Below are 17,401 nucleotides of genomic sequence, written 5' to 3' on the forward strand. Positions count from 1 at the left end.
CCGGCGCCCTGGGCCCCTGGCCCTCTCAGAGCACCCGCGCGCCCGGCGCCGGGGAGGAGGCCACCCGTGCCGTGCGGCAGGTCCCCGACGCGAGCAGTGCCTCGGCGACCGTCCGTCCGGCGTCCGCGTCCTTCGTGAGGAAGGCCGTCGTCGGGCCCGAGCCGGAGACCAGCGCGGCCAGCGCGCCCGCTTCCGTGCCCGCCGCGAGGGTGTCCGCCAGCGAGGGCCGCAGGGAGAGCGCGGCGGGCTGGAGGTCGTTGCCGAGGGCGCCCGCGAGGGCGGTGGCGTCGCCGGTGCGCAGGGCGTCCAGGAGCTTCGGGGAGGCGGCGGGGGCGGGGACCGTCACGCCTTCGGTGAGCCGGTCGAACTCGCGGAAGACGACGGGCGTCGACAGCCCGCCGTCGGCGACCGCGAACACCCAGTGGAACGTGCCGCCGACCTCGAGTTCCGTCAGCTTCTCGCCCCGGCCGGTCCCCAGGGCTGCCCCGCCGACCAGGCTGAACGGCACGTCGCTGCCCAGTTCGGCGCAGATGTCGAGGAGTTCGGCGCGCGTCGAGTCCAGACCCCACAGCGCGTCGCACGCGAGCAGCGCGCCCGCGCCGTCCGCGCTGCCGCCGGCCATGCCGCCGGCGACGGGGATGTCCTTGGCGATGTGGAGGTGGACGTCCGGGGAGATGCCGTGCCGCGCGGCGAGCAGTTCGGCGGCGCGCGCGGCGAGGTTCGTACGGTCCAGCGGGACCTGGGCGGCGTCCGGCCCGGTGCAGCTGACCGTCAGCGACTCGGCGGGCGTGACGGTGACCTCGTCGTACAGGGAGACGGCGAGGAAGACGTTGGCGAGGTCGTGGAAGCCGTCGGGGCGGGCGCCGCCCACCGCCAGCTGCACGTTGACCTTGGCGGGGACCCGTACGGTGACGCTCACGCCTTGGCCTCCGCGATCCGGGCGAACTCCTCCACGGTGAGGGATTCGCCGCGGGCCTGCGGGGACACCCCGGCGGCGACCAGCGCGGTCTCGGCGGCGGCCGGGGATCCGGCCCAGCCGGCGAGCGCGGCGCGCAGGGTCTTGCGGCGCTGGGCGAACGCGGCGTCGACGACGGCGAAGACCTCGGCCTTCGACGCGGTCGTCTTCACCGGCTCTGCCCGCCGCACCAGGGAGACGAGCCCGGAGTCGACGTTCGGCGCGGGCCAGAAGACGTTGCGGCCGATCGCGCCGGCCCGCTTGACGTCGCAGTACCAGTTGGCCTTGACCGAGGGCACGCCGTAGACCTTGTTGCCGGGCGAGGCCGCGAGCCGGTCGGCGACCTCGGACTGGACCATGACGAGGGTCCGCTCGATGGTCGGGAAGCGGTCGAGCATGTGCAGCAGGACGGGCACGGCGACGTTGTACGGCAGGTTCGCGACGAGTGCGGTGGGCGGCGGCCCGGGAAGCTCCTGGACCTGCATGGCGTCGGAGTGGACCAGCGAGAAGCGGTCCGCGCGCGCCGGGATGCGGGCGTTGATGGTGGCGGGCAGGGCCCCGGCCAGTACGTCGTCGATCTCGACGGCGACGACACGGTCGGCGGCCTCGATGAGCGCCAGGGTCAGTGAGCCGAGGCCGGGCCCGACCTCCACCACGACGTCGTCCTCGCGCACCCCGGCGGTGCGGACGATCCGGCGGACCGTGTTGGCGTCGATGACGAAGTTCTGACCGCGCTGCTTGGTGGGGCGTACGCCCAGCTTCGCGGCCAGTTCACGGATGTCGGCGGGGCCGAGGAGGACGTCGGACTCAGTGGTGCTCACCGGTACAGCCTACGGCCGCAGTGCGGCCACGGACTCGCCCCCCGCTGCACGTAGAGCTTCTTGGCCCGGAACGTCTGCTCCGCGGCGGGCGCGTTCTGCGCGGCGCCGCTGCCGCCGAGGGCGCGCCAGGTACCGGGGTCGAACTGGTAGAGCCCGCCGTACGTCCCCGAGGAGTCCACGGCGCCGGGCCGCCCGCCCGACTCGCAGTGGGCGAGCGCGCCCCAGTCCAGACCGTCGGCGCCGGCGACGGACGAGGGCAGCGGCCTGGTGCCGACCTTGATCCGCTGGGTGACGGGCTCACGGACGATCTCCTCGCCGATCTTCCTGGGCTTCTGCTTGACGCCGTTGACGGTCCGCAGGGCGTAGGTGACGCGGCGTACGCCCTGCGCGCCCTGGCGCTCGACGACCTCGGTCCCGGCGAACAGCGACGGATCGCGGGTCTTCTCGGTGTCGTACGGGATGGGTTCCTCGCGGATCTCCTTCGTGCCGGTGATCCGCATGACGGTGATGGTCTGGCCGTCGCGGGGGAAGCTGTCGGGCGGCACGGACGTGGTGTCCTGGCCGCTGAGCGTGATGCCGGCCTGCTCGACGGCCTCGCGGACGGTGGCGGCGTTGGTGCGGATGGTGCGTTCGCGGCCGTCGGCCATGAAGGTCACGGTGCGCTCGGTGCGCACGTCGAGGGTGAGGCCCTTGCGGCTGATCTCCAGCGAGCGGGAGACCGAGAGGAAGGCGCCCTCGGCACGGACGCCGAGCTGGCGCAGGGCGCCGTCGACGGTGCGGGCCGTGGTCCACAGGCGGCGGCGCTGTCCGTCGAGGGTGAGGGTGACGGGCCGGCCGTAGCGGACGACGACCTCGTCTCCGTTGGCGAGGGCGGCGCCCGGGCCGGGGGCGACCAGGTCGTGGGCGCCGACGTCGACGCCCTCGTCGGCGAGGAGTTCGTCCACGTCGTCGGCGAAGGTGTGCATGGTGCGCGGGACGCCGTCGACGCTGAGCCGGATGGCCTTGTCGTTGGCGACGAAGGCGCTGGTGCCGCCGGCGAGGAAGGCGACGACGAGGGCCTGGGGGATGATCCGGCGCAGCCCTTCGGGGCCGCCCGGACCGGCCTTGCGGCGGCGGGCCGCCCGCCGGGCCTCGGCCCGGCCGCCCACGGGGGCGGGGGCCGGGGCCACCGCCTGTCCCGGGACGAGGACCGCTTCCTGCGTGTCGTACTCGTGGAGGGACGGCGGTGCGTCGACGGTCCTGGCGGCTCGGCGCCCGCCCCGTGCGGCTCGGTGACTGCCCTGCGAGGTGCTCACGAGGCCCGGACCCTAGCGGAGCCTCGGTCACTCTCCAAAGCAGCGCGGCTACACAGGGTCGCTGTAATGCATCAGTAATCGAATGCGCGGGCGGTATTGGTGGCGATGGCCCCGGCCAGGACGTCCTCGCCGATCCCTCGCACGGCCGCCATCGCCCGCACGGTGACCGGGATGAGGTACGGGGCGTTGGGCCGCCCCCGGTAGGGCGCGGGGGTCAGGAACGGCGCGTCGGTCTCCACGAGGACGAGGTCCAGCGGGGCGGCGGCGAGGGCGTCGCGCAGCGGCTGGGCGTTCTTGAAGGTCACATTGCCGGCGAAGGACATGAAGTATCCGGCGTCGGCGCAGACCCGGGCCATGTCGGCGTCGCCGGAGTAGCAGTGGAAGACGGTCCGCTCGGGAGCGCCCGCGTCGGCGAGGACGCGCAGCACATCGGCGTGCGCGTCGCGGTCGTGGATGACAAGCGCCTTGCCGTGGCGCTTGGCGATCTCGATGTGCGCGCGGAAGGAGCGCTCCTGCGCGGCCATGCCCTCGGGGCCGGTGCGGAAGTAGTCCAGGCCGGTCTCGCCGACCGCCCTGACCTCGGGCAGGGCGGCGAGCCGGTCGATCTCGGCGAGCGCGTCGTCGAGCGCCGCGTCCCCGCCTGCCTCGCGGGCGCCCTGCCGGGACCAGCCTCCCCCAGCCCCTGGGGGCTGGGAGGTGCCCCCAGGGTCCCCGAGGACGATCCGAGGGGCTTCGTTGGGGTGCAGGGCGACGGCGGCGTGCACGTTCTCGTACGCGGCGGCGGTCTCGGCCGCCCAGCGGGACCCCTTCAGGTCGCACCCCACCTGCACGACGGTGGTGACACCGACCGCGGCGGCCTTGACGAGCGCCTCCTCGACGGTGCCGGCCTGCATGTCCAGGTGGGTGTGCGAATCGGCCACGGCCACCGGCAGCGGCTCGGGCAGGGGCGGAGGGGCGTCCTTCGAACTCATGGGCCCGATGGTACGAGGGCCGGCGGCGGGCCTACTTCTTCTGGAAGGGGTGCAGCAGGTCCGAGAGGTGCCAGTGGTGGGGCTCGCGCGGCGCGCCCTCGGCCGGTTCGACGGACTCGGGCTGCTGGGCGACCGGTCCGGCCGGCGGGGACTCCGGCATCTTCTTGCGCGTGGGTTCCTGCGCCGCCCTCTCCATCAGGTTCCGCACGGAGGAGACCTGGCCGGCCCGCATGATCCGGACCACATGGCTTCCGCAATTGAGGCACGTGGGGCTGGAGAGCGGGGAAGGTACCCGTTCCCCGTCCGTCCTGTAGACGATGAATTCATGGCCGGAGGCGTCGATGTGGTGCTCTATGTCATACGCCTGCTCCCAGCCATGGCCGCAGCGCATACAAGCGAAGGCGTACGCCTCGTGGCCGACGGATGTGCCGGTGATCTCACTCATGCCAGCTCCTCTCCACTGACCCAGTGGACGCCTTTTCCGGCGGGAGCGCATCAGCGCCGGTCGAACAATGGAACGCTCTTTGGCGTTCCCTTGCCGAAAGGCCCGCTGCACGGTCTTGGCTTTGCCTTTTACGATAGACCTTTACTTTCCGCAGGGGCTTCTCGAGCCGCGTTCTTTGCCGCCACCACGGCATCGAAGACCTCCCGCTTGGGAAGGCCCGCCTCGGCCGCGACCGCCGCGATGGCCTCCTTGCGGCGCTCCCCCGCCTCCTCGCGGACGGTGACCCGGCGCACCAGCTCCTCGGGGCCGAGTTCGGCGGGGCCCGTCTCGGGGGCGCCCTCCACGACGACGGTGATCTCGCCGCGTACGCCCTCGGCCGCCCAGGCCGCCAGCTCGCCGAGACCGCCGCGCTTCACTTCCTCGTACGTCTTGGTCAGCTCACGGCAGACCGCGGCGCGGCGCGACGCGCCGAAAACCTCGGCCATCGCGGAGAGGGTGTCGTCGAGGCGGTGGGGGGCCTCGAAGTAGACGAGGGTGCGGCGCTCGTCGGCCACCTCGCGGAGCCGGCCGAGGCGCTCGCCGGCCTTGCGGGGCAGGAAGCCCTCGAAGCAGAAGCGGTCCACTGGCAGCCCGGACAGGGCGAGCGCGGTGAGCACGGCGGACGGTCCGGGGACGGCCGTGACCTTGATGTCCCGCTCGACGGCGGCGGCCACGAGGCGGTAGCCGGGGTCGGAGACGGAGGGCATGCCCGCGTCCGTGACCAGCAGCACCCGCGCGCCGCCGGCCAGCGCCTCGACGAGTTCGGGGGTGCGGGCCGACTCGTTGCCCTCGAAGTACGAGACGACACGGCCCGAGGTGTGGATGCCGAGCGCCCTGGTCAGCCCGCGCAGCCGCCGGGTGTCCTCCGCGGCGACGATGTCGGCGGTCTGCAGCTCGGCGGCGAGCCGTGGCGGAGCGTCCGCGATCTCACCGATCGGGGTCCCTGCGAGTACGAGTGTTCCGGTCACCGTTCCTGTCACAGGAGCCATCCTCGCAGCCCGGAGAGGCGACTCGCACAGACGCGTTCCCTACGATGGCGCGGTGACCAGTACTGCGCCAGAGGCTCTGCAGGGCCAAGACGCCGGGGAAGAGCCGCCCGCGTGGCAGCAGCGCCTGCGCCGATTCGGGTATGCGCCGCGGAAGGAGATCGGGCTGCGGGAGCGGCTGGTGCCGCCGTACACGCGGCCGTCCTGGCGGGTGTGGTCGCTGCTCGGGGTCTCCCCGGCGCTGGCGGACCGGCTGACGCGGATCGCCGCGTGGGGCGGGCCGGTGCTGGTGGCGCTGCTCGCGGGGGTGCTGCGGTTCTGGCACCTGGGCAGCCCGAAGGCGGTGATATTCGACGAGACGTACTACGCGAAGGACGCCTGGGCGCTGGTCAATCAGGGCTATGAGGGTGCCTGGCCGAAGGACGTCGACAAGTCGATCCTCGCGGACCCCTCGGCGGTGCCGGTGCCGGTGGAGCCGGGTTATGTGGTGCATCCACCGGTCGGCAAGTGGGTCATCGGGCTCGGCGAGCAGCTGTTCGGATTCGATCCGTTCGGCTGGCGGTTCATGGTGGCGGTGCTCGGCACGCTGTCGGTGCTGATGCTGTGCCGGATCGGCCGGCGGCTCTTCCGTTCGACGTTCCTCGGCTGTCTGGCGGGTCTGCTGCTAGCGGTGGACGGGCTGCATTTCGTGATGAGCCGCACGGCGCTGCTCGACCTGGTGCTGATGTTCTTCGTGCTTGGCGCGTTCGGCTGTCTGCTGATCGACCGTGACGCGGCGCGGCGGCGGCTGGCGGCTGCGCTTCCGGTGGACCCCGACGAAGACAGCGGGGTGCTGCGTCCGGACGCGGAGGTCGCGGAGACGCTGCGGCTGGGCCGGCGTCCGTGGCGCATCGCGGCGGGCGTGATGCTGGGCCTGGCGTTCGCCACGAAGTGGAACGGGCTGTACATCATGGCCGCGTTCGGTCTGATGGCGGTGCTGTGGGACGCGGGCGGCCGCCGGACGGCGGGCGCGATCCGTCCCTACGCGGCGGTGCTCAGGCGGGACCTGGTCCCGGCGTTCGTCTCGGTCGTCCCGGTGGCGATCCTCACCTACATCGCCTCCTGGACCGGCTGGATCGTCTCGGACAAGGGGTACTTCCGGGACTGGGCGGCCAAGGGACACGGCGGAGGCGCCTGGTCGTGGCTGCCGGACTGGCTGCGCAGCCTGTGGCACTACGAGACCGAGGTCTACAACTTCCACGTCAATCTGACGTCCGGTCACACGTACCAGTCCAATCCGTGGAGCTGGATCGTGCTGGGCCGCCCGGTGTCGTACTTCTACGAGGACCCGGCGGCGGGCCGCGACGGCTGCCCGGTGGACGCGACGGAGAAGTGCGCACGGGAGGTTCTGGCGATCGGTACGCCGCTGTTGTGGTGGGCGGCGTGTTTCGCGGTCCTGTACGTGCTGTGGCGCTGGTTCTTCCGGCGCGACTGGCGGGCGGGCGCGATCGCGTGCGGAATCGCGGCGGGCTGGCTGCCCTGGTTCCTTTATCAGGAACGCACCATCTTCCTTTTCTACGCGGTCGTGTTCGTGCCGTTCCTGTGTCTCGCGGTGGCGATGATGATCGGCGCGATGGTGGGGCCACCGGGATCGGACGAGCGGCGGCGGACGATCGGCGCGGTCGGGGCGGGTGTGCTCGTTCTTCTCATCGTCTGGAATTTCATCTATTTCTGGCCGCTGTACACCGGCGAGGCGATTCCGATGGATTCCTGGCGGAGCCGTATGTGGCTCGATACATGGGTCTAGCCGACCACGTCGTAAGAGGGGGCGGCCGAAGCGCTCACCGATCGCCTTTCATCTCGAGTTCCGGATGGTCTCCTCGAACGCCCGATCCATGTCGAACAGGGGCTCCCACGTGACCTGAACCACGTGGCCGTATGTCTGGTTGTGGAACGCCTGATAGCGCCCAAAGGCATCGGGATCCTCTACTTCGATCAGCACATAGCCACCCCATCCTGTGCCATACGTCTGGTGGTGCGTCACGCCCCCGTCCACTCCTCCCCAGTTGCCCGCTTGAGCGAAGGCCTTGAAGGCTTCGGCCCATGCTTGGTCGAGTTCGGACTTGCTCACACCATCCCGATACGCGAATCGCTGAAGATAGATTTGACCCATCGGTGTCTCCTCTGCGTCCCGGTTACCGCCGGTGCAGCGCAACGGCTGCCGGTTGTCGGCTGCTCGACGTTGTACGCGGACCGACCGGAGGTCGGTCCAGGACAATTCTCAGCTGCCGAACCCGCCACCGCCATCTGTGAGCCCCGGCCGAGCTCCGTTCAGGTAACAGCTGCCTTCGCCGTCGCTACTTCACGTAGAGTGCGTCCAGTCAGTCACTTGAACACGTTCAAGTGAACTCTTGGGGGAGGGACTGAACGGATGCGCAGCGGAGCGAAGGTCGCCGTTGTCGGGGGAGTCTTCGTCGTCGTCGCGGGCGGCGTCGGCTACGGCGGCTACAACCTCTGGAACGGATTGAGCGGCGGCGGCACGTCCACCAGGTCGGCCGAGGGACCCAGGAAGACCGGCCCGTTGGACGCCGAGGAGACCAGGACCACCGCGGAGGAGTTCCTCGCCGCTTGGGCCGCGGGCGAGAGCGAGAAGGCCGCCGCGCTCACCAACAACTCCGGCGCCGCCGGACCGGCCGTCCAGGGGTTCCGCGAGACGGCCCATGTCTCCAAGGCCGTCATCACCCCGGGCACTCCGGTCGGCGCCAAGGTGCCGTTCACGGTCGCCGCGACCGTCACGTACAACGGACAGTCCAAGCCGCTCACCTACTCCTCGTCACTGACCGTCGTCCGCGGCCTGACCAGCGGGAAGGCGCTTGTCGACTGGCAGCCGACGGTCATCCACCCGCAGCTCACCAAGACCGGCACGCTCAGGACCGGCGAGGCGAAGTCGGCGGAGATCAAGGCCGTCGACCACAAGGGCGTCGAGCTGACGAAGGAGAAGTACCCCTCGCTCGGGCCGATCCTGGACCAGCTGCGCACCAAGTACGGGGCGAAGACCACCGGCACCCCCGGAGTCGAGCTCTACATCGACAGCGGGGTGGAGGGCACGGCCGACACCACCCTGCTCACGCTCGCCAAGGGGAAGCCGGGCGAGCTGAGGACCACGCTCGACGCGGGAGTCCAGGCGGCCGCCGAGAAGGCCGTGCAGAAGTACGGGCACGCGTCGGTGGTGGCCGTCAAGCCGTCCACGGGCGAGGTCAGAGCGGTCGCCAACAGCCCGGCGGCCGGCTACAACACGGCCTTCCTCGGCGCCCAGGCCCCCGGCTCCACGATGAAGATCGTGAGCGCGGCGATGATGATGGACCAGGACATCGCCGGGCCCGGCACCAAGGTCGAGTGTCCGCCGACCGTCTCGTGGGAGGGGTACACCTTCCACAACCTCAAGGACTTCTCCATCCCGGACGGGACGTTGAAGGACTCCTTCCGCCGCTCGTGCAACACCGCCTTCATCAAGGCGATCAAGCCCCTCAACGCGAAGAACATCGCCGGTACGGCCCTGGGCGAGACCGCCCGGAAGTACTTCGGCATCGGCGAGAACTGGCAGACCGGCATCCCGGCCGCCGACGGGAACGTGCCGGAGTCCTCGGGCGTGGAGACCGCCGCCTCGTACATCGGCCAGGGGAAGATCACGATGAGCGCGCTCAATGTCGCCTCGATCGCCGCCACCGCCAAGAGCGGCGGCTTCAGGCAGCCCGTCATCGTCCCCAGGGACCTCGACAACCGTGAACTGGCCACCGCCCAGCCGCTCCCCGGCTCCATCGCCTCGGGCCTGCGGGAAATGATGCGGGCGGCCGCGACCGGCAACGGCACGGCGGCGGAGGCGATGGCGGGGGTCGGCGGCGACAAGGGCGCGAAGACCGGCTCGGCGGAGGCCGACGGCCAGGCCACCTCCAACAGCTGGTTCACCGGCTACGCCGACGACCTCGCGGCGGCGGCCGTCGTCCAGTCCGGCGGTCACGGGGGCGACGCGGCGGGCCCCGTCGTGGCCTCCGTGCTGAAGGCGCGGTGACCCCGCTCGTCGCAGCGGCCGTTCTCGTCGCGGCCGTCACCCACGCCAGTTGGAACGCGCTGGCGCACCACATAAAGGATCAGCTGCTGTCCTTCACCCTCATCTCGGGGGGCGGCGCGGTGCTCGGGGCGGCGACGGCGTTCCTCGTACCGGTGCCGGCCGCCGGGGCGTGGCCGTACCTGGTCGCCTCGGCGCTGTTGCACCTCGGGTACATGGCCCTGCTGATGCGCTCGTTCACGCTGGGCGACTTCGGCCAGATGTATCCCATCGCGCGGGGTACGGCCCCGCTGGTGGTGACCGTCCTCGCGGCGGTCTTCGTCCAGGAGGTCCCCGACGGCTGGCAACTGACCGGCGTGGCCGTGGCCTGCGCGGGGCTGGTGGGGCTCGCGCTGTGGGGCATCCGGGGCGGGGGGAACCGCCCCGACTGGCCGGCGTTGCTGGCCGCGGGCGGAACGGGGCTGGCGATCGCGCTGTACACGGTGGTGGACGGCGTGGGCGTCCGCGCGTCGGGCTCGCCGCTCGGCTACATCGCCTGGCTGATGATCCTCCAGGGCATGGTGATCCCCGCGTACACCGCGTACCGCAGGCGATCGGCCCTGGCCGCCCAGCTCCGCCCGCACGTGACGAGGGGCGTGCTCGGGGCGGCCCTGTCGGTCTCGGCGTACGCCCTGGTCCTCTGGGCCCAGACGAAGGCGCCCCTGGCCCCGATCGCGGCGCTGCGGGAGTCCTCGATCATCGTGGGCGCGGCGATCGGAGCGCTGTTCTTCAAGGAGCGCTTCGGGGGCCCGAGGATCGCGGCGGCGGGGTTGATGGTGGTGGGCATCGGGCTGATGCTCCACGCGGGGTGAGTCAGTGGGTGGTGCTTGAGATGAAGTCGGCCCAGGCGGTGGGGGCGAAGGTGAGGGGGGTGAGGGTGGTGTCTTTGGAGTCGCGGACGTGGATGTGGGAGGGGGTGTTGGCGACTTCGACGCAGGAGTCACCCTCACTACCGCTGCTGTAGCTGCTCTTGAACCACTCCAGCTCGGTCTTGCGGATCATCGCTCTCCCAGCAGTTGCTCGACGAAGGCCAGCGACTCCCCTGGAGTGAGAGCCTGGGCCCGGATCATTCCATAGCGCAGTTCAAGGATCCGGAGTTGCCTCGGATCGGAGACCGGGCGCCCTCCGAATGCTCCCTCTGAGCGCCCCACTGCCGTCCCGTCACCGAACTTCAGCAGTTCGATCCCGCCGTCCAAACCAGAGTGGATCTCGCGGTTGGTCGGCATCACTTGGAACGCGACGTTGCGATGCAAGTGGCACATTTCCAGTATGTGTTGAAGCTGACGACGCCAGACCATTGTGCCTCCGGTCGGACGCCGCAGGGCACTCTCTTCCTGGACGAAGTTGAGCGCCGGGGCAGGTGCCCGATCGAAGACGGACCGGCGAGCCATTCTCGCGGCGACGTACCGCTCCACCTCGTCCTGCGGGTACATCGGTTGCCGCATCTCGAACAGCGCCCGCGCGTACTCCTCGATCTGCAACAGGCCATGAATGGTGTGGTTCCCGTACACCCCGATCTCGACCGCCCGCTCCTCCAGCTTCGCCAACTCCCGGACCTTCTTCGGGTAGCGCGCCTTCTCCACGTCCTTCCTCATGGCCGAGATGAGGCCGTCCGCCCCCAGCACCTGATCCGCCCGCTCCAGGAACTCCGGGCGCGGGATGCGGTCACCCCGCTCCACCTTCCGGACGAGGTCCTCGCCATAGCCGATCGCCTCGCCGAAGTCCGCCGCGCGCAGCCCCTTCGCCTCGCGGCGGAGCTTGACCTGCCGGCCGACCGCCGCGATCACCGCCGCTCCCGATTCGTCGTCCGGGTCGACTTCCCACCCTGGCTCATCCGTGTCGCCGCTCATGAGTCCCCACCTCCGACGTGCCGTTCGTCCTCAGCGCCCTCTACCCGGGGGGTCGCGCGAGACAGTCGGGACAGGACCGGACAGTCTGCGGACAGTTACCGTACGTAAGGGCAGTGTTGCTGCGCAGCGTACGCACAACCCGCCACGCTGAGTGACATGAATCAAGAAGCCGCCCACGCTTTGGCGCCTGTACGCCAGTTCAGCATTCAGCTCTCGTCGACCCGCAGGGCAGCCCGACTGGCCAGGCTCCTGGCGGTGGAGCAACTCCGGGCGTGGGGGCTGCCGTTCGAGGACGCGGCCCATGTCGTCGCCGAGCTGGCGGCCAATGCCGTACTGCATGGGCGGGTACGGGGACGAGACTTCCGCCTGACCATCACCGCGTCCGGGGCCACGCTCCGGATCGAGGTCACCGATACACGGGGTGACCGTCTCCCGGCGCTCGGGAAGGCGGAGGGGGAGGGGGACGAGGAGTCGGGCAGGGGGCTCCTCCTGGTCGAGGCCCTCGCAAGCCGCTGGGGCACGACGGAGGGCCCCGTCCCGTGCAAGGCGGTCTGGGCGGAGCTCGCCCTCCCCACATGACCGGCCCCCAACGCTTCTGGCGCGGCCGCCCCAGAACTACCCGCTCCTGGGCATCCCCGGCTACCTAGTCCCCGCTCCGCCCCCCTCCAGCGCCTGCGCGAAGCCCGTGTTCACCGCCAGCAGGCCACCGTCCACCCGCAGCGTCACGCCGGTGATCCAGGACGCGTCCGACGACGCCAGGAAGGCCACCGCCGCGGCGATGTCGTCCGGCGTGCCGACGCGGCCCAGGGGGTAGACGCGCTCGGCGAGGACGGCGAGTTCCTTCTCGCGGCCCTGCCAGGCGCGGGTGTCGATCGTGCCGGGGTTGATCTGGTTCACGCGGACGCCGCGCGCCGCCGCGTCCCCCGCCAGGGTGCGGGTGAGTGAGGCGAGACCCGCCTTGGCCGCGCTGTAGGCGTGGTTGCCGAAGTCCTGCTCGGCGTTGATCGAGCCGATGTTGACGATCGCGCCGCGCCCGGACGCCGCGAGCAGCGGCATCGCCGCCCGGGCGCAGCGGAACGCGCCCATCAGTGTGACGTCCAGGTTCTGCCGCCAGCCCTCGTCGCCCTCGTCCTCGAAGCGTTCGGCGTCCGGTTCCACCCGGGCGAGCGCGTTGTTGACGAGAACGTCGAGGCCGCCGAGGTGTTCGGCCGCGTACGCCACCGCCGCCTCGACCGAGGCGCGGTCTGCCACGTCACAGCGGAACGCCAGCGCGCCGGGGATCGCGTCGGCGGCGGTCGCGGCCGCCTCGCTGTCGATGTCGGTCACCAGCACCCGCGCGCCCTCCGCCGCGAGTCTGCGGGCGGTCGCCTCGCCGATGCCGCGTGCCGCGCCCGTGACCAGTACGCCGTACCCCTCGAAGCGATGCGTCATAGGGCCGAACGTACCGCCCGGACCAGCGCCTGCGCCCGGGGATCCGCCGTCACCGTCTTGCGCATGCCGTTGGTGACGTAGCCGAACGCGACGCCCGACTCCGGGTCGGCGAAGCCCAGGGAGCCGCCGCGGCCCGGGTGGCCGAAGGAGCCGGGGCCCAGCAGGGGCGAGGCAGTGCTGTGGAGCATGTAGCCGAGCCCGAAGCGGGTGCCCACGACCAGGATCCGGTCCGGACCCTCGGACTCCTCCGTCCGCGCGAGGGTCAGGGTCGCCGGGGCGAAGAGGCGGAGGCCGTCCACCGCGCCGATCGTCGCCGCGTAGAAGCGGGCGAGGGCGCGGGCCGTGGAGACACCGGCGGATCCGGGGAGTTCGGCGGCGCGGTAGAGCGGGTCGTTCTCGTCGGGTGCGGGGTCGATCGCCCCGAAGGCGCGCCGGGTGAGCGAGGCCGGATCGCGGTAGGCGTCGGTGACCGCGCGCTTGGGGCGCAGCTTGAGTCCGCCGCCCTGGGGGGTCTCGGGCTCCTCGAGGGGGCCGACGCGGCCGGCCCGGTGTGCCTCGTCGGCCGGCAGCCCGATCCACAGGTCGAGGCCGAGCGGCCCGGCGATCTCCTCGGCGACCCAGCGTCCCAGCGTCCGGCCGGTGACCCGCTTGACCAGGCCGCTCAGCAGCCAGCTGAAGGTGTGCGGGTGGTAGCCGTGGTCGGTGCCGGGCTCCCAGACGGGGGCCTGCGCGGCGACGGCGTCCATGGCCGTCTCCAGGTCGACGGCCTCGGCGAGGGTCAGCGGACGGTCCAGTACGGGCAGGCCGACGCGGTGGGAGAGCAGATGCCGGACAAGGGCCCGGTCCTTGCCGGCCGCCTTGAACTCCGGCCAGTACGTGCCGACCGGGGCGTCCAGGTCGAGCTGGCCCCGCTGGTGCAGCAGCAGAGGTACGGCGGCGGCGACGCCCTTCGTCGCCGAGCGCATGACCTGCGCGGTGTCCAGCGCCCAGGGCGCGGTGCCGTCGACGTCCCGGCTGCCGGCCCACAGGTCGACGACCTTCACGCCGTGGCGGTAGACGGCGACGGCGGCGCCGCGCTCACCGCGCTGTTCGAAATTGCGCAGGAACGCGTCCCTGACCGGCTCGAATCCCGCCGTCACCGTGCCCTGGACGTCCACGTCCCACGCTCCCTCTCACGTTCGTCTCACCCCATGGTGCAACGTGGCCGGTGGGGGCCGGATTCCGGGGTTCGGACCGGCCCGGCCGGCCGCGTCCCTCATCCGCCCCGGCCCGTCCGGTCACGACCCCAGGGCCACGGACCGGGGATCGAAACCGAACGGCAGCTCCAGCCGGTGGCTGTGCATCAGCTCGGTGTCGGCCAGGATCTCCGGGGTCGGGCCGTCCGCCGCGATCACGCCGTCGCTGAGGATCACCGAGCGGGGGCACAGCTCCAGGGCGTACGGAAGGTCGTGCGTGACCATCAGGACGGTGACGTCCAGCGAGCGCAGGATGTCGGCGAGTTCCCGGCGCGAGGCCGGGTCCAGGTTGGAGGAGGGCTCGTCCAGGACCAGGATCTCCGGCTCCATCGCGAGGACAGTGGCGACCGCGACGCGGCGGCGCTGCCCGAAGGAGAGGTGGTGCGGAGGCCGGTCGGCGAACGCGGCCATGCCGACCCGCTCCAGCGCGCGGAGCACCACGGCCTCCAGTTCGGCGCCCCGGACCCCGGCGGCGGCCGGGCCGAAGGCCACGTCCTCCCGGACGGTCGGCATGAACAGCTGGTCGTCGGGGTCCTGGAAGACGATGCCGACCCGTCGCCGGATCTCGGCGAGGTTGTTCCTGGCGACGGGCAGCCCGGCCACGGCGACCGTGCCCGCGCCGCCGGTGAGGATGCCGTTCAGATGCAGGACCAGCGTGGTCTTTCCGGCGCCGTTGGGCCCCAGGAGCGCGACGCGCTCCCCCCGGCCGACGGTGAGGTCGACGCCGAAGAGGGCCTGGTGGCCGTCGGGGTAGGCGTACGCGAGCCCGCGTACCTCCAGGGACGGTTCGAGCGTGGGGGTCATAGCGTCCATCCCAGCAGACAGATGATCAGGGCGGCGGCGGGGAGGGCGGCGGCACACGCCCATTGGGCCCGGGAGGCGGTGGCCTCGTCGATGACGGGCATCGAGCCGGCGTAGCCGCGACTCACCATGGCGAGGTGCACGCGCTCGCCTCGTTCGTAGGAGCGGATGAAGAGCGCCCCCGCCGACTTGGCGAGGACACCCCAATGGCGCACTCCGCTGGCCTCGAAACCGCGCGAGCGGCGGGCGATCGACATCCGCCGCATCTCGTCGGTGATCACATCGCCGTAGCGGACCATGAAGCTCGCGATCTGCACGAGCAGCGGCGGCAGCTTGAGGCGCTGGAGGCCGAGCAGCAGCGAGCGCAGCTCGGTGGTGGCGGCGAGGAGTACGGACGCGGCGACGCCGAGGGTTCCCTTGGCGAGGACGTTCCAGGCGCCCCACAGGCCCGGGACGCTCACGGAGAGCCCGAGGATCCCGGTCTGCTCGCCGGGCACCACGAACGGCATCAGGAAAGCGAACGCCACGAACGGGATCTCGATCGCGAGGCGCTTGAGGAGGAAGCGGGCGGGGACGCGGGCCACGGCGGCGACGGCGGCGAGCAGGACGGCGTACAGCACGAAGGCCCACATCGCCTCGCGGGGCGTGGAGACCACCACGATCACGAAGGCGAGGACGGCGGCGAGCTTGCAGTGCGGAGGCAGCCGGTGCAGGGGCGAGTGCCCGTGCCGGTAGAGCTTGTGGGTGTGGCCCGCGCCCATGTCAGACCGTTTCCGTCGTACGCCGGCGCTGGGCGCGGCGGCCGCGCGCGGCCCAGAAGAGGCCGCCGCCGACGGCTGCCGTGGCGCCGACGCCGATCACACCGGCGAGGCCGCCGGAGAGCCGGGGGGCCTCGATGCCCTTGACGCCGTAGTCGGCGAACGGGGAGCCGGCGGCCGCGTGGTCCTCGGCCTTCCGGTCGATGCCCTGGTCGGCGGCGACCTTCTCGAGACCGTCGGGGCTGGCGGAGGCGTAGAAGGAGACGAAGCCGGCGAGGACGAGGGCGGTGATCAGACCGGTGATCCACAGCTTCTTGGTCGAGCCGGCGGCGACGGGGCGGGGCTCGCCGGCCGGCTCGGCGTCGACCAGTTCGCCGCCGACGCGGAGCTTGAGCGGCGCGCTCAGGCCGCGGGCGCCGTGGACGAGGTCCGGGCGCACGGCGAGGACGGCGCCGACGGTCAGCATGGTGATGACCGCCTCGCCGATGCCGATGAGGACATGGACGCCGACCATGGCGGTGAGGACCTTGGAGACCGGGACGTCGGTGGTGCCGCCGATCGCGTAGATGAGGGTGAAGGCGCCGGCCGCGGCCGGTACGGAGACCAGCGCGGCGACGAAGGACGCGATGGTCACCGAGCGGCGGCTCCGGGGCAGCACCTTGACCAGGCCGCGGAAGAGCGCGTACGCGACGACGACGGTGACGACGCCCATGACCGTGATGTTCACGCCGAGCGCGGTCAGGCCGCCGTCGGCGAAGAGGACGCCCTGCATCAGCAGGACCACCGCTATGCAGAGCACTCCGGTGTACGGCCCGACCAGGATCGCGGCGAGGGCGCCTCCCAGGAGATGTCCGCTGGTGCCGGCCGCGACGGGGAAGTTCAGCATCTGCACGGCGAAAACGAACGCGGCGACCAGTCCGGCGAGCGGCGCGGTCCGCTCTCCCCCGTGGCCTTCGGAAAGGTCGGTGCCCCCGAGCTCCCGGCGGGCCCCGCGCAGGCTGACCGCGACGGCGCCCGCCGCGACGACGCCCGCGGCGAGGGACGCGGGCGCGTTGATGAATCCGTCGGGCACATGCATGGAAGCTCTGCTTTCGGCCAGGTTGGGGGCAGAACGGAACCGTTTGATGATAGTGCCCACCTGCAAAGAGGTTGCAAGAGCGCATAGCTGACGACAGAGCGCGAGGCACACGCCTCGAAATATGCGACATTAGAGACAAATAAGACGAATGTGAGGAGCGGTCGATGTCTCCCGCCGCTGATGGCCCCGCCGTCGACAGCCATGCCGGCGCCGCGGTCGAACATCCCGCGGTCGAAAGCCCCGGGGTCGAACAGCTCGCCAAGGGCTGGCTCGTCACCGACGCCCCGCTGCCCCGCGTGATCCCGGTCGCCCTGCGCTACGACCCCCTCGCCGCCCCCTCCACGGTCCGCTTCGTCTTCCCCGGCGGCGTCGAATGGGCCTTCCCCCGCGACCTCCTCGAATCGGGCCTGCGCGCCCCCGCCCGGCACGGACCGGTCGGCGTGTGGCCCTGCGGCCGGGTCCAGGTGGTGGTCGAGTTCCACACCCAGGACAGCGTCTCGGTGGTGCAGTTCAACGCCTCGGCGCTGGTCCGGTTCCTCACACGTACGTACGCCGCCACCGCGTCCGTGACCCGGACGCGATGACGGCGTGACGACCGCCCGGCAGACCCCGTCCCCACGGGCTGCCCGGGCGAACCGGGAGCACCACCCCG

General features: G+C 71.6%; 19 protein-coding genes. 5 read left to right on the forward strand and 14 right to left on the reverse strand.

The window, feature by feature from the left end; genetic code table 11:
* Positions 1-25 precede the first annotated feature (25 nt).
* The 6 genes from ACZ5VC_RS20485 to rsmI all read right to left on the reverse strand — a co-directional run bounded on the left by ACZ5VC_RS20485 (position 26) and on the right by rsmI (position 5,494).
* On the reverse strand, positions 26-919 hold the full coding sequence (locus tag ACZ5VC_RS20485) for a 4-(cytidine 5'-diphospho)-2-C-methyl-D-erythritol kinase (protein WP_469121441.1): 894 nt from the start codon (positions 917-919) through the stop codon (positions 26-28).
* Positions 916-1,776 carry a 16S rRNA (adenine(1518)-N(6)/adenine(1519)-N(6))-dimethyltransferase RsmA gene (gene rsmA / locus ACZ5VC_RS20490; protein ID WP_469121442.1) on the reverse strand — a complete coding sequence of 287 codons (861 nt, stop codon included), beginning with the start codon at positions 1,774-1,776 and terminating at the stop codon, positions 916-918. Before rsmA ends, ACZ5VC_RS20485 begins: the two co-directional genes overlap by 4 nt.
* Entirely contained in the window at positions 1,773-3,071 is a 1,299-nt protein-coding gene (locus ACZ5VC_RS20495) for a ubiquitin-like domain-containing protein (protein WP_469121443.1), read from the reverse strand. Before ACZ5VC_RS20495 ends, rsmA begins: the two co-directional genes overlap by 4 nt.
* A gap of 71 nt (positions 3,072-3,142) precedes the next feature.
* Positions 3,143-4,042 carry a TatD family hydrolase gene (locus tag ACZ5VC_RS20500; RefSeq protein ID WP_469121444.1) on the reverse strand — a complete coding sequence of 300 codons (900 nt, stop codon included), beginning with the start codon at positions 4,040-4,042 and terminating at the stop codon, positions 3,143-3,145.
* 31 nt (positions 4,043-4,073) lie between these two features.
* Positions 4,074-4,487, reverse strand: coding sequence for a hypothetical protein (locus ACZ5VC_RS20505; protein ID WP_469121445.1), 414 nt, complete (start codon positions 4,485-4,487; stop codon positions 4,074-4,076).
* Positions 4,488-4,615: 128 nt separating this feature from the next.
* On the reverse strand, positions 4,616-5,494 hold the full coding sequence (gene rsmI / locus ACZ5VC_RS20510) for a 16S rRNA (cytidine(1402)-2'-O)-methyltransferase (protein ID WP_469121728.1): 879 nt from the start codon (positions 5,492-5,494) through the stop codon (positions 4,616-4,618).
* Between the two features lie 73 nt (positions 5,495-5,567).
* Here rsmI and ACZ5VC_RS20515 point away from each other — a divergent pair, with 73 nt between their 5' ends.
* The gene (locus tag ACZ5VC_RS20515) at positions 5,568-7,298 is read left to right on the forward strand and encodes a dolichyl-phosphate-mannose--protein mannosyltransferase (protein WP_469121446.1); all 1,731 of its coding nucleotides are present in this window, start codon (positions 5,568-5,570) and stop codon (positions 7,296-7,298) included.
* A 48-nt stretch (positions 7,299-7,346) separates the two neighbouring features.
* On the opposite strand, the gene ACZ5VC_RS20520 is transcribed toward ACZ5VC_RS20515, so the two are convergent.
* The gene (locus ACZ5VC_RS20520) at positions 7,347-7,664 is read right to left on the reverse strand and encodes a hypothetical protein (RefSeq protein ID WP_469121447.1); all 318 of its coding nucleotides are present in this window, start codon (positions 7,662-7,664) and stop codon (positions 7,347-7,349) included.
* A gap of 258 nt (positions 7,665-7,922) precedes the next feature.
* On the opposite strand from ACZ5VC_RS20520, the gene ACZ5VC_RS20525 reads away from it, so the two are divergent.
* Positions 7,923-9,560, forward strand: a complete 1,638-nt coding sequence (locus ACZ5VC_RS20525; RefSeq protein WP_469121448.1) for a penicillin-binding transpeptidase domain-containing protein — start codon at positions 7,923-7,925, stop codon at positions 9,558-9,560.
* Positions 9,557-10,408 carry an EamA family transporter gene (locus tag ACZ5VC_RS20530; protein ID WP_469121449.1) on the forward strand — a complete coding sequence of 284 codons (852 nt, stop codon included), beginning with the start codon at positions 9,557-9,559 and terminating at the stop codon, positions 10,406-10,408. The genes ACZ5VC_RS20525 and ACZ5VC_RS20530 overlap by 4 nt, the downstream gene beginning before the upstream one ends.
* A 1-nt stretch (position 10,409) precedes the next feature.
* Here ACZ5VC_RS20530 and ACZ5VC_RS20535 read toward each other — a convergent pair whose 3' ends face one another.
* Positions 10,410-10,598 (reverse strand): DUF397 domain-containing protein, encoded by a 189-nt coding sequence (locus tag ACZ5VC_RS20535; protein WP_469121450.1) that lies wholly within the window; start codon positions 10,596-10,598, stop codon positions 10,410-10,412.
* Entirely contained in the window at positions 10,595-11,446 is an 852-nt protein-coding gene (locus tag ACZ5VC_RS20540) for a helix-turn-helix domain-containing protein (RefSeq protein WP_469121451.1), read from the reverse strand. The genes ACZ5VC_RS20535 and ACZ5VC_RS20540 overlap by 4 nt, the downstream gene beginning before the upstream one ends.
* Positions 11,447-11,602: 156 nt before the next feature.
* Between ACZ5VC_RS20540 and ACZ5VC_RS20545 the strand changes: the two genes are divergently transcribed.
* Positions 11,603-12,025, forward strand: coding sequence for an ATP-binding protein (locus ACZ5VC_RS20545; RefSeq protein WP_469121452.1), 423 nt, complete (start codon positions 11,603-11,605; stop codon positions 12,023-12,025).
* Between the two features lie 60 nt (positions 12,026-12,085).
* Here ACZ5VC_RS20545 and ACZ5VC_RS20550 read toward each other — a convergent pair whose 3' ends face one another.
* From ACZ5VC_RS20550 to ACZ5VC_RS20570, 5 genes are all read right to left on the reverse strand, one after another.
* Positions 12,086-12,877 (reverse strand): SDR family NAD(P)-dependent oxidoreductase, encoded by a 792-nt coding sequence (locus ACZ5VC_RS20550; protein ID WP_469121453.1) that lies wholly within the window; start codon positions 12,875-12,877, stop codon positions 12,086-12,088.
* Positions 12,874-14,034 (reverse strand): serine hydrolase domain-containing protein, encoded by a 1,161-nt coding sequence (locus ACZ5VC_RS20555; RefSeq protein ID WP_469121454.1) that lies wholly within the window; start codon positions 14,032-14,034, stop codon positions 12,874-12,876. Before ACZ5VC_RS20555 ends, ACZ5VC_RS20550 begins: the two co-directional genes overlap by 4 nt.
* Positions 14,035-14,154: 120 nt before the next feature.
* Positions 14,155-14,916: an energy-coupling factor ABC transporter ATP-binding protein gene (locus tag ACZ5VC_RS20560; RefSeq protein WP_469121455.1), complete on the reverse strand. Its 762-nt coding sequence runs from the start codon at positions 14,914-14,916 to the stop codon at positions 14,155-14,157.
* Positions 14,913-15,674 (reverse strand): cobalt ECF transporter T component CbiQ, encoded by a 762-nt coding sequence (gene cbiQ, locus ACZ5VC_RS20565; RefSeq protein ID WP_469121456.1) that lies wholly within the window; start codon positions 15,672-15,674, stop codon positions 14,913-14,915. Before cbiQ ends, ACZ5VC_RS20560 begins: the two co-directional genes overlap by 4 nt.
* Position 15,675: 1 nt before the next feature.
* Positions 15,676-16,749: an energy-coupling factor ABC transporter permease gene (locus tag ACZ5VC_RS20570; protein ID WP_469121457.1), complete on the reverse strand. Its 1,074-nt coding sequence runs from the start codon at positions 16,747-16,749 to the stop codon at positions 15,676-15,678.
* A 164-nt stretch (positions 16,750-16,913) separates the two neighbouring features.
* Between ACZ5VC_RS20570 and ACZ5VC_RS20575 the strand changes: the two genes are divergently transcribed.
* Positions 16,914-17,333, forward strand: coding sequence for an SsgA family sporulation/cell division regulator (locus ACZ5VC_RS20575; protein WP_469121458.1), 420 nt, complete (start codon positions 16,914-16,916; stop codon positions 17,331-17,333).
* The last annotated feature ends 68 nt before the right edge of the window (positions 17,334-17,401 follow it).

It is taken from the genome of Streptomyces sp. NPDC033174 (assembly GCF_055577795.1).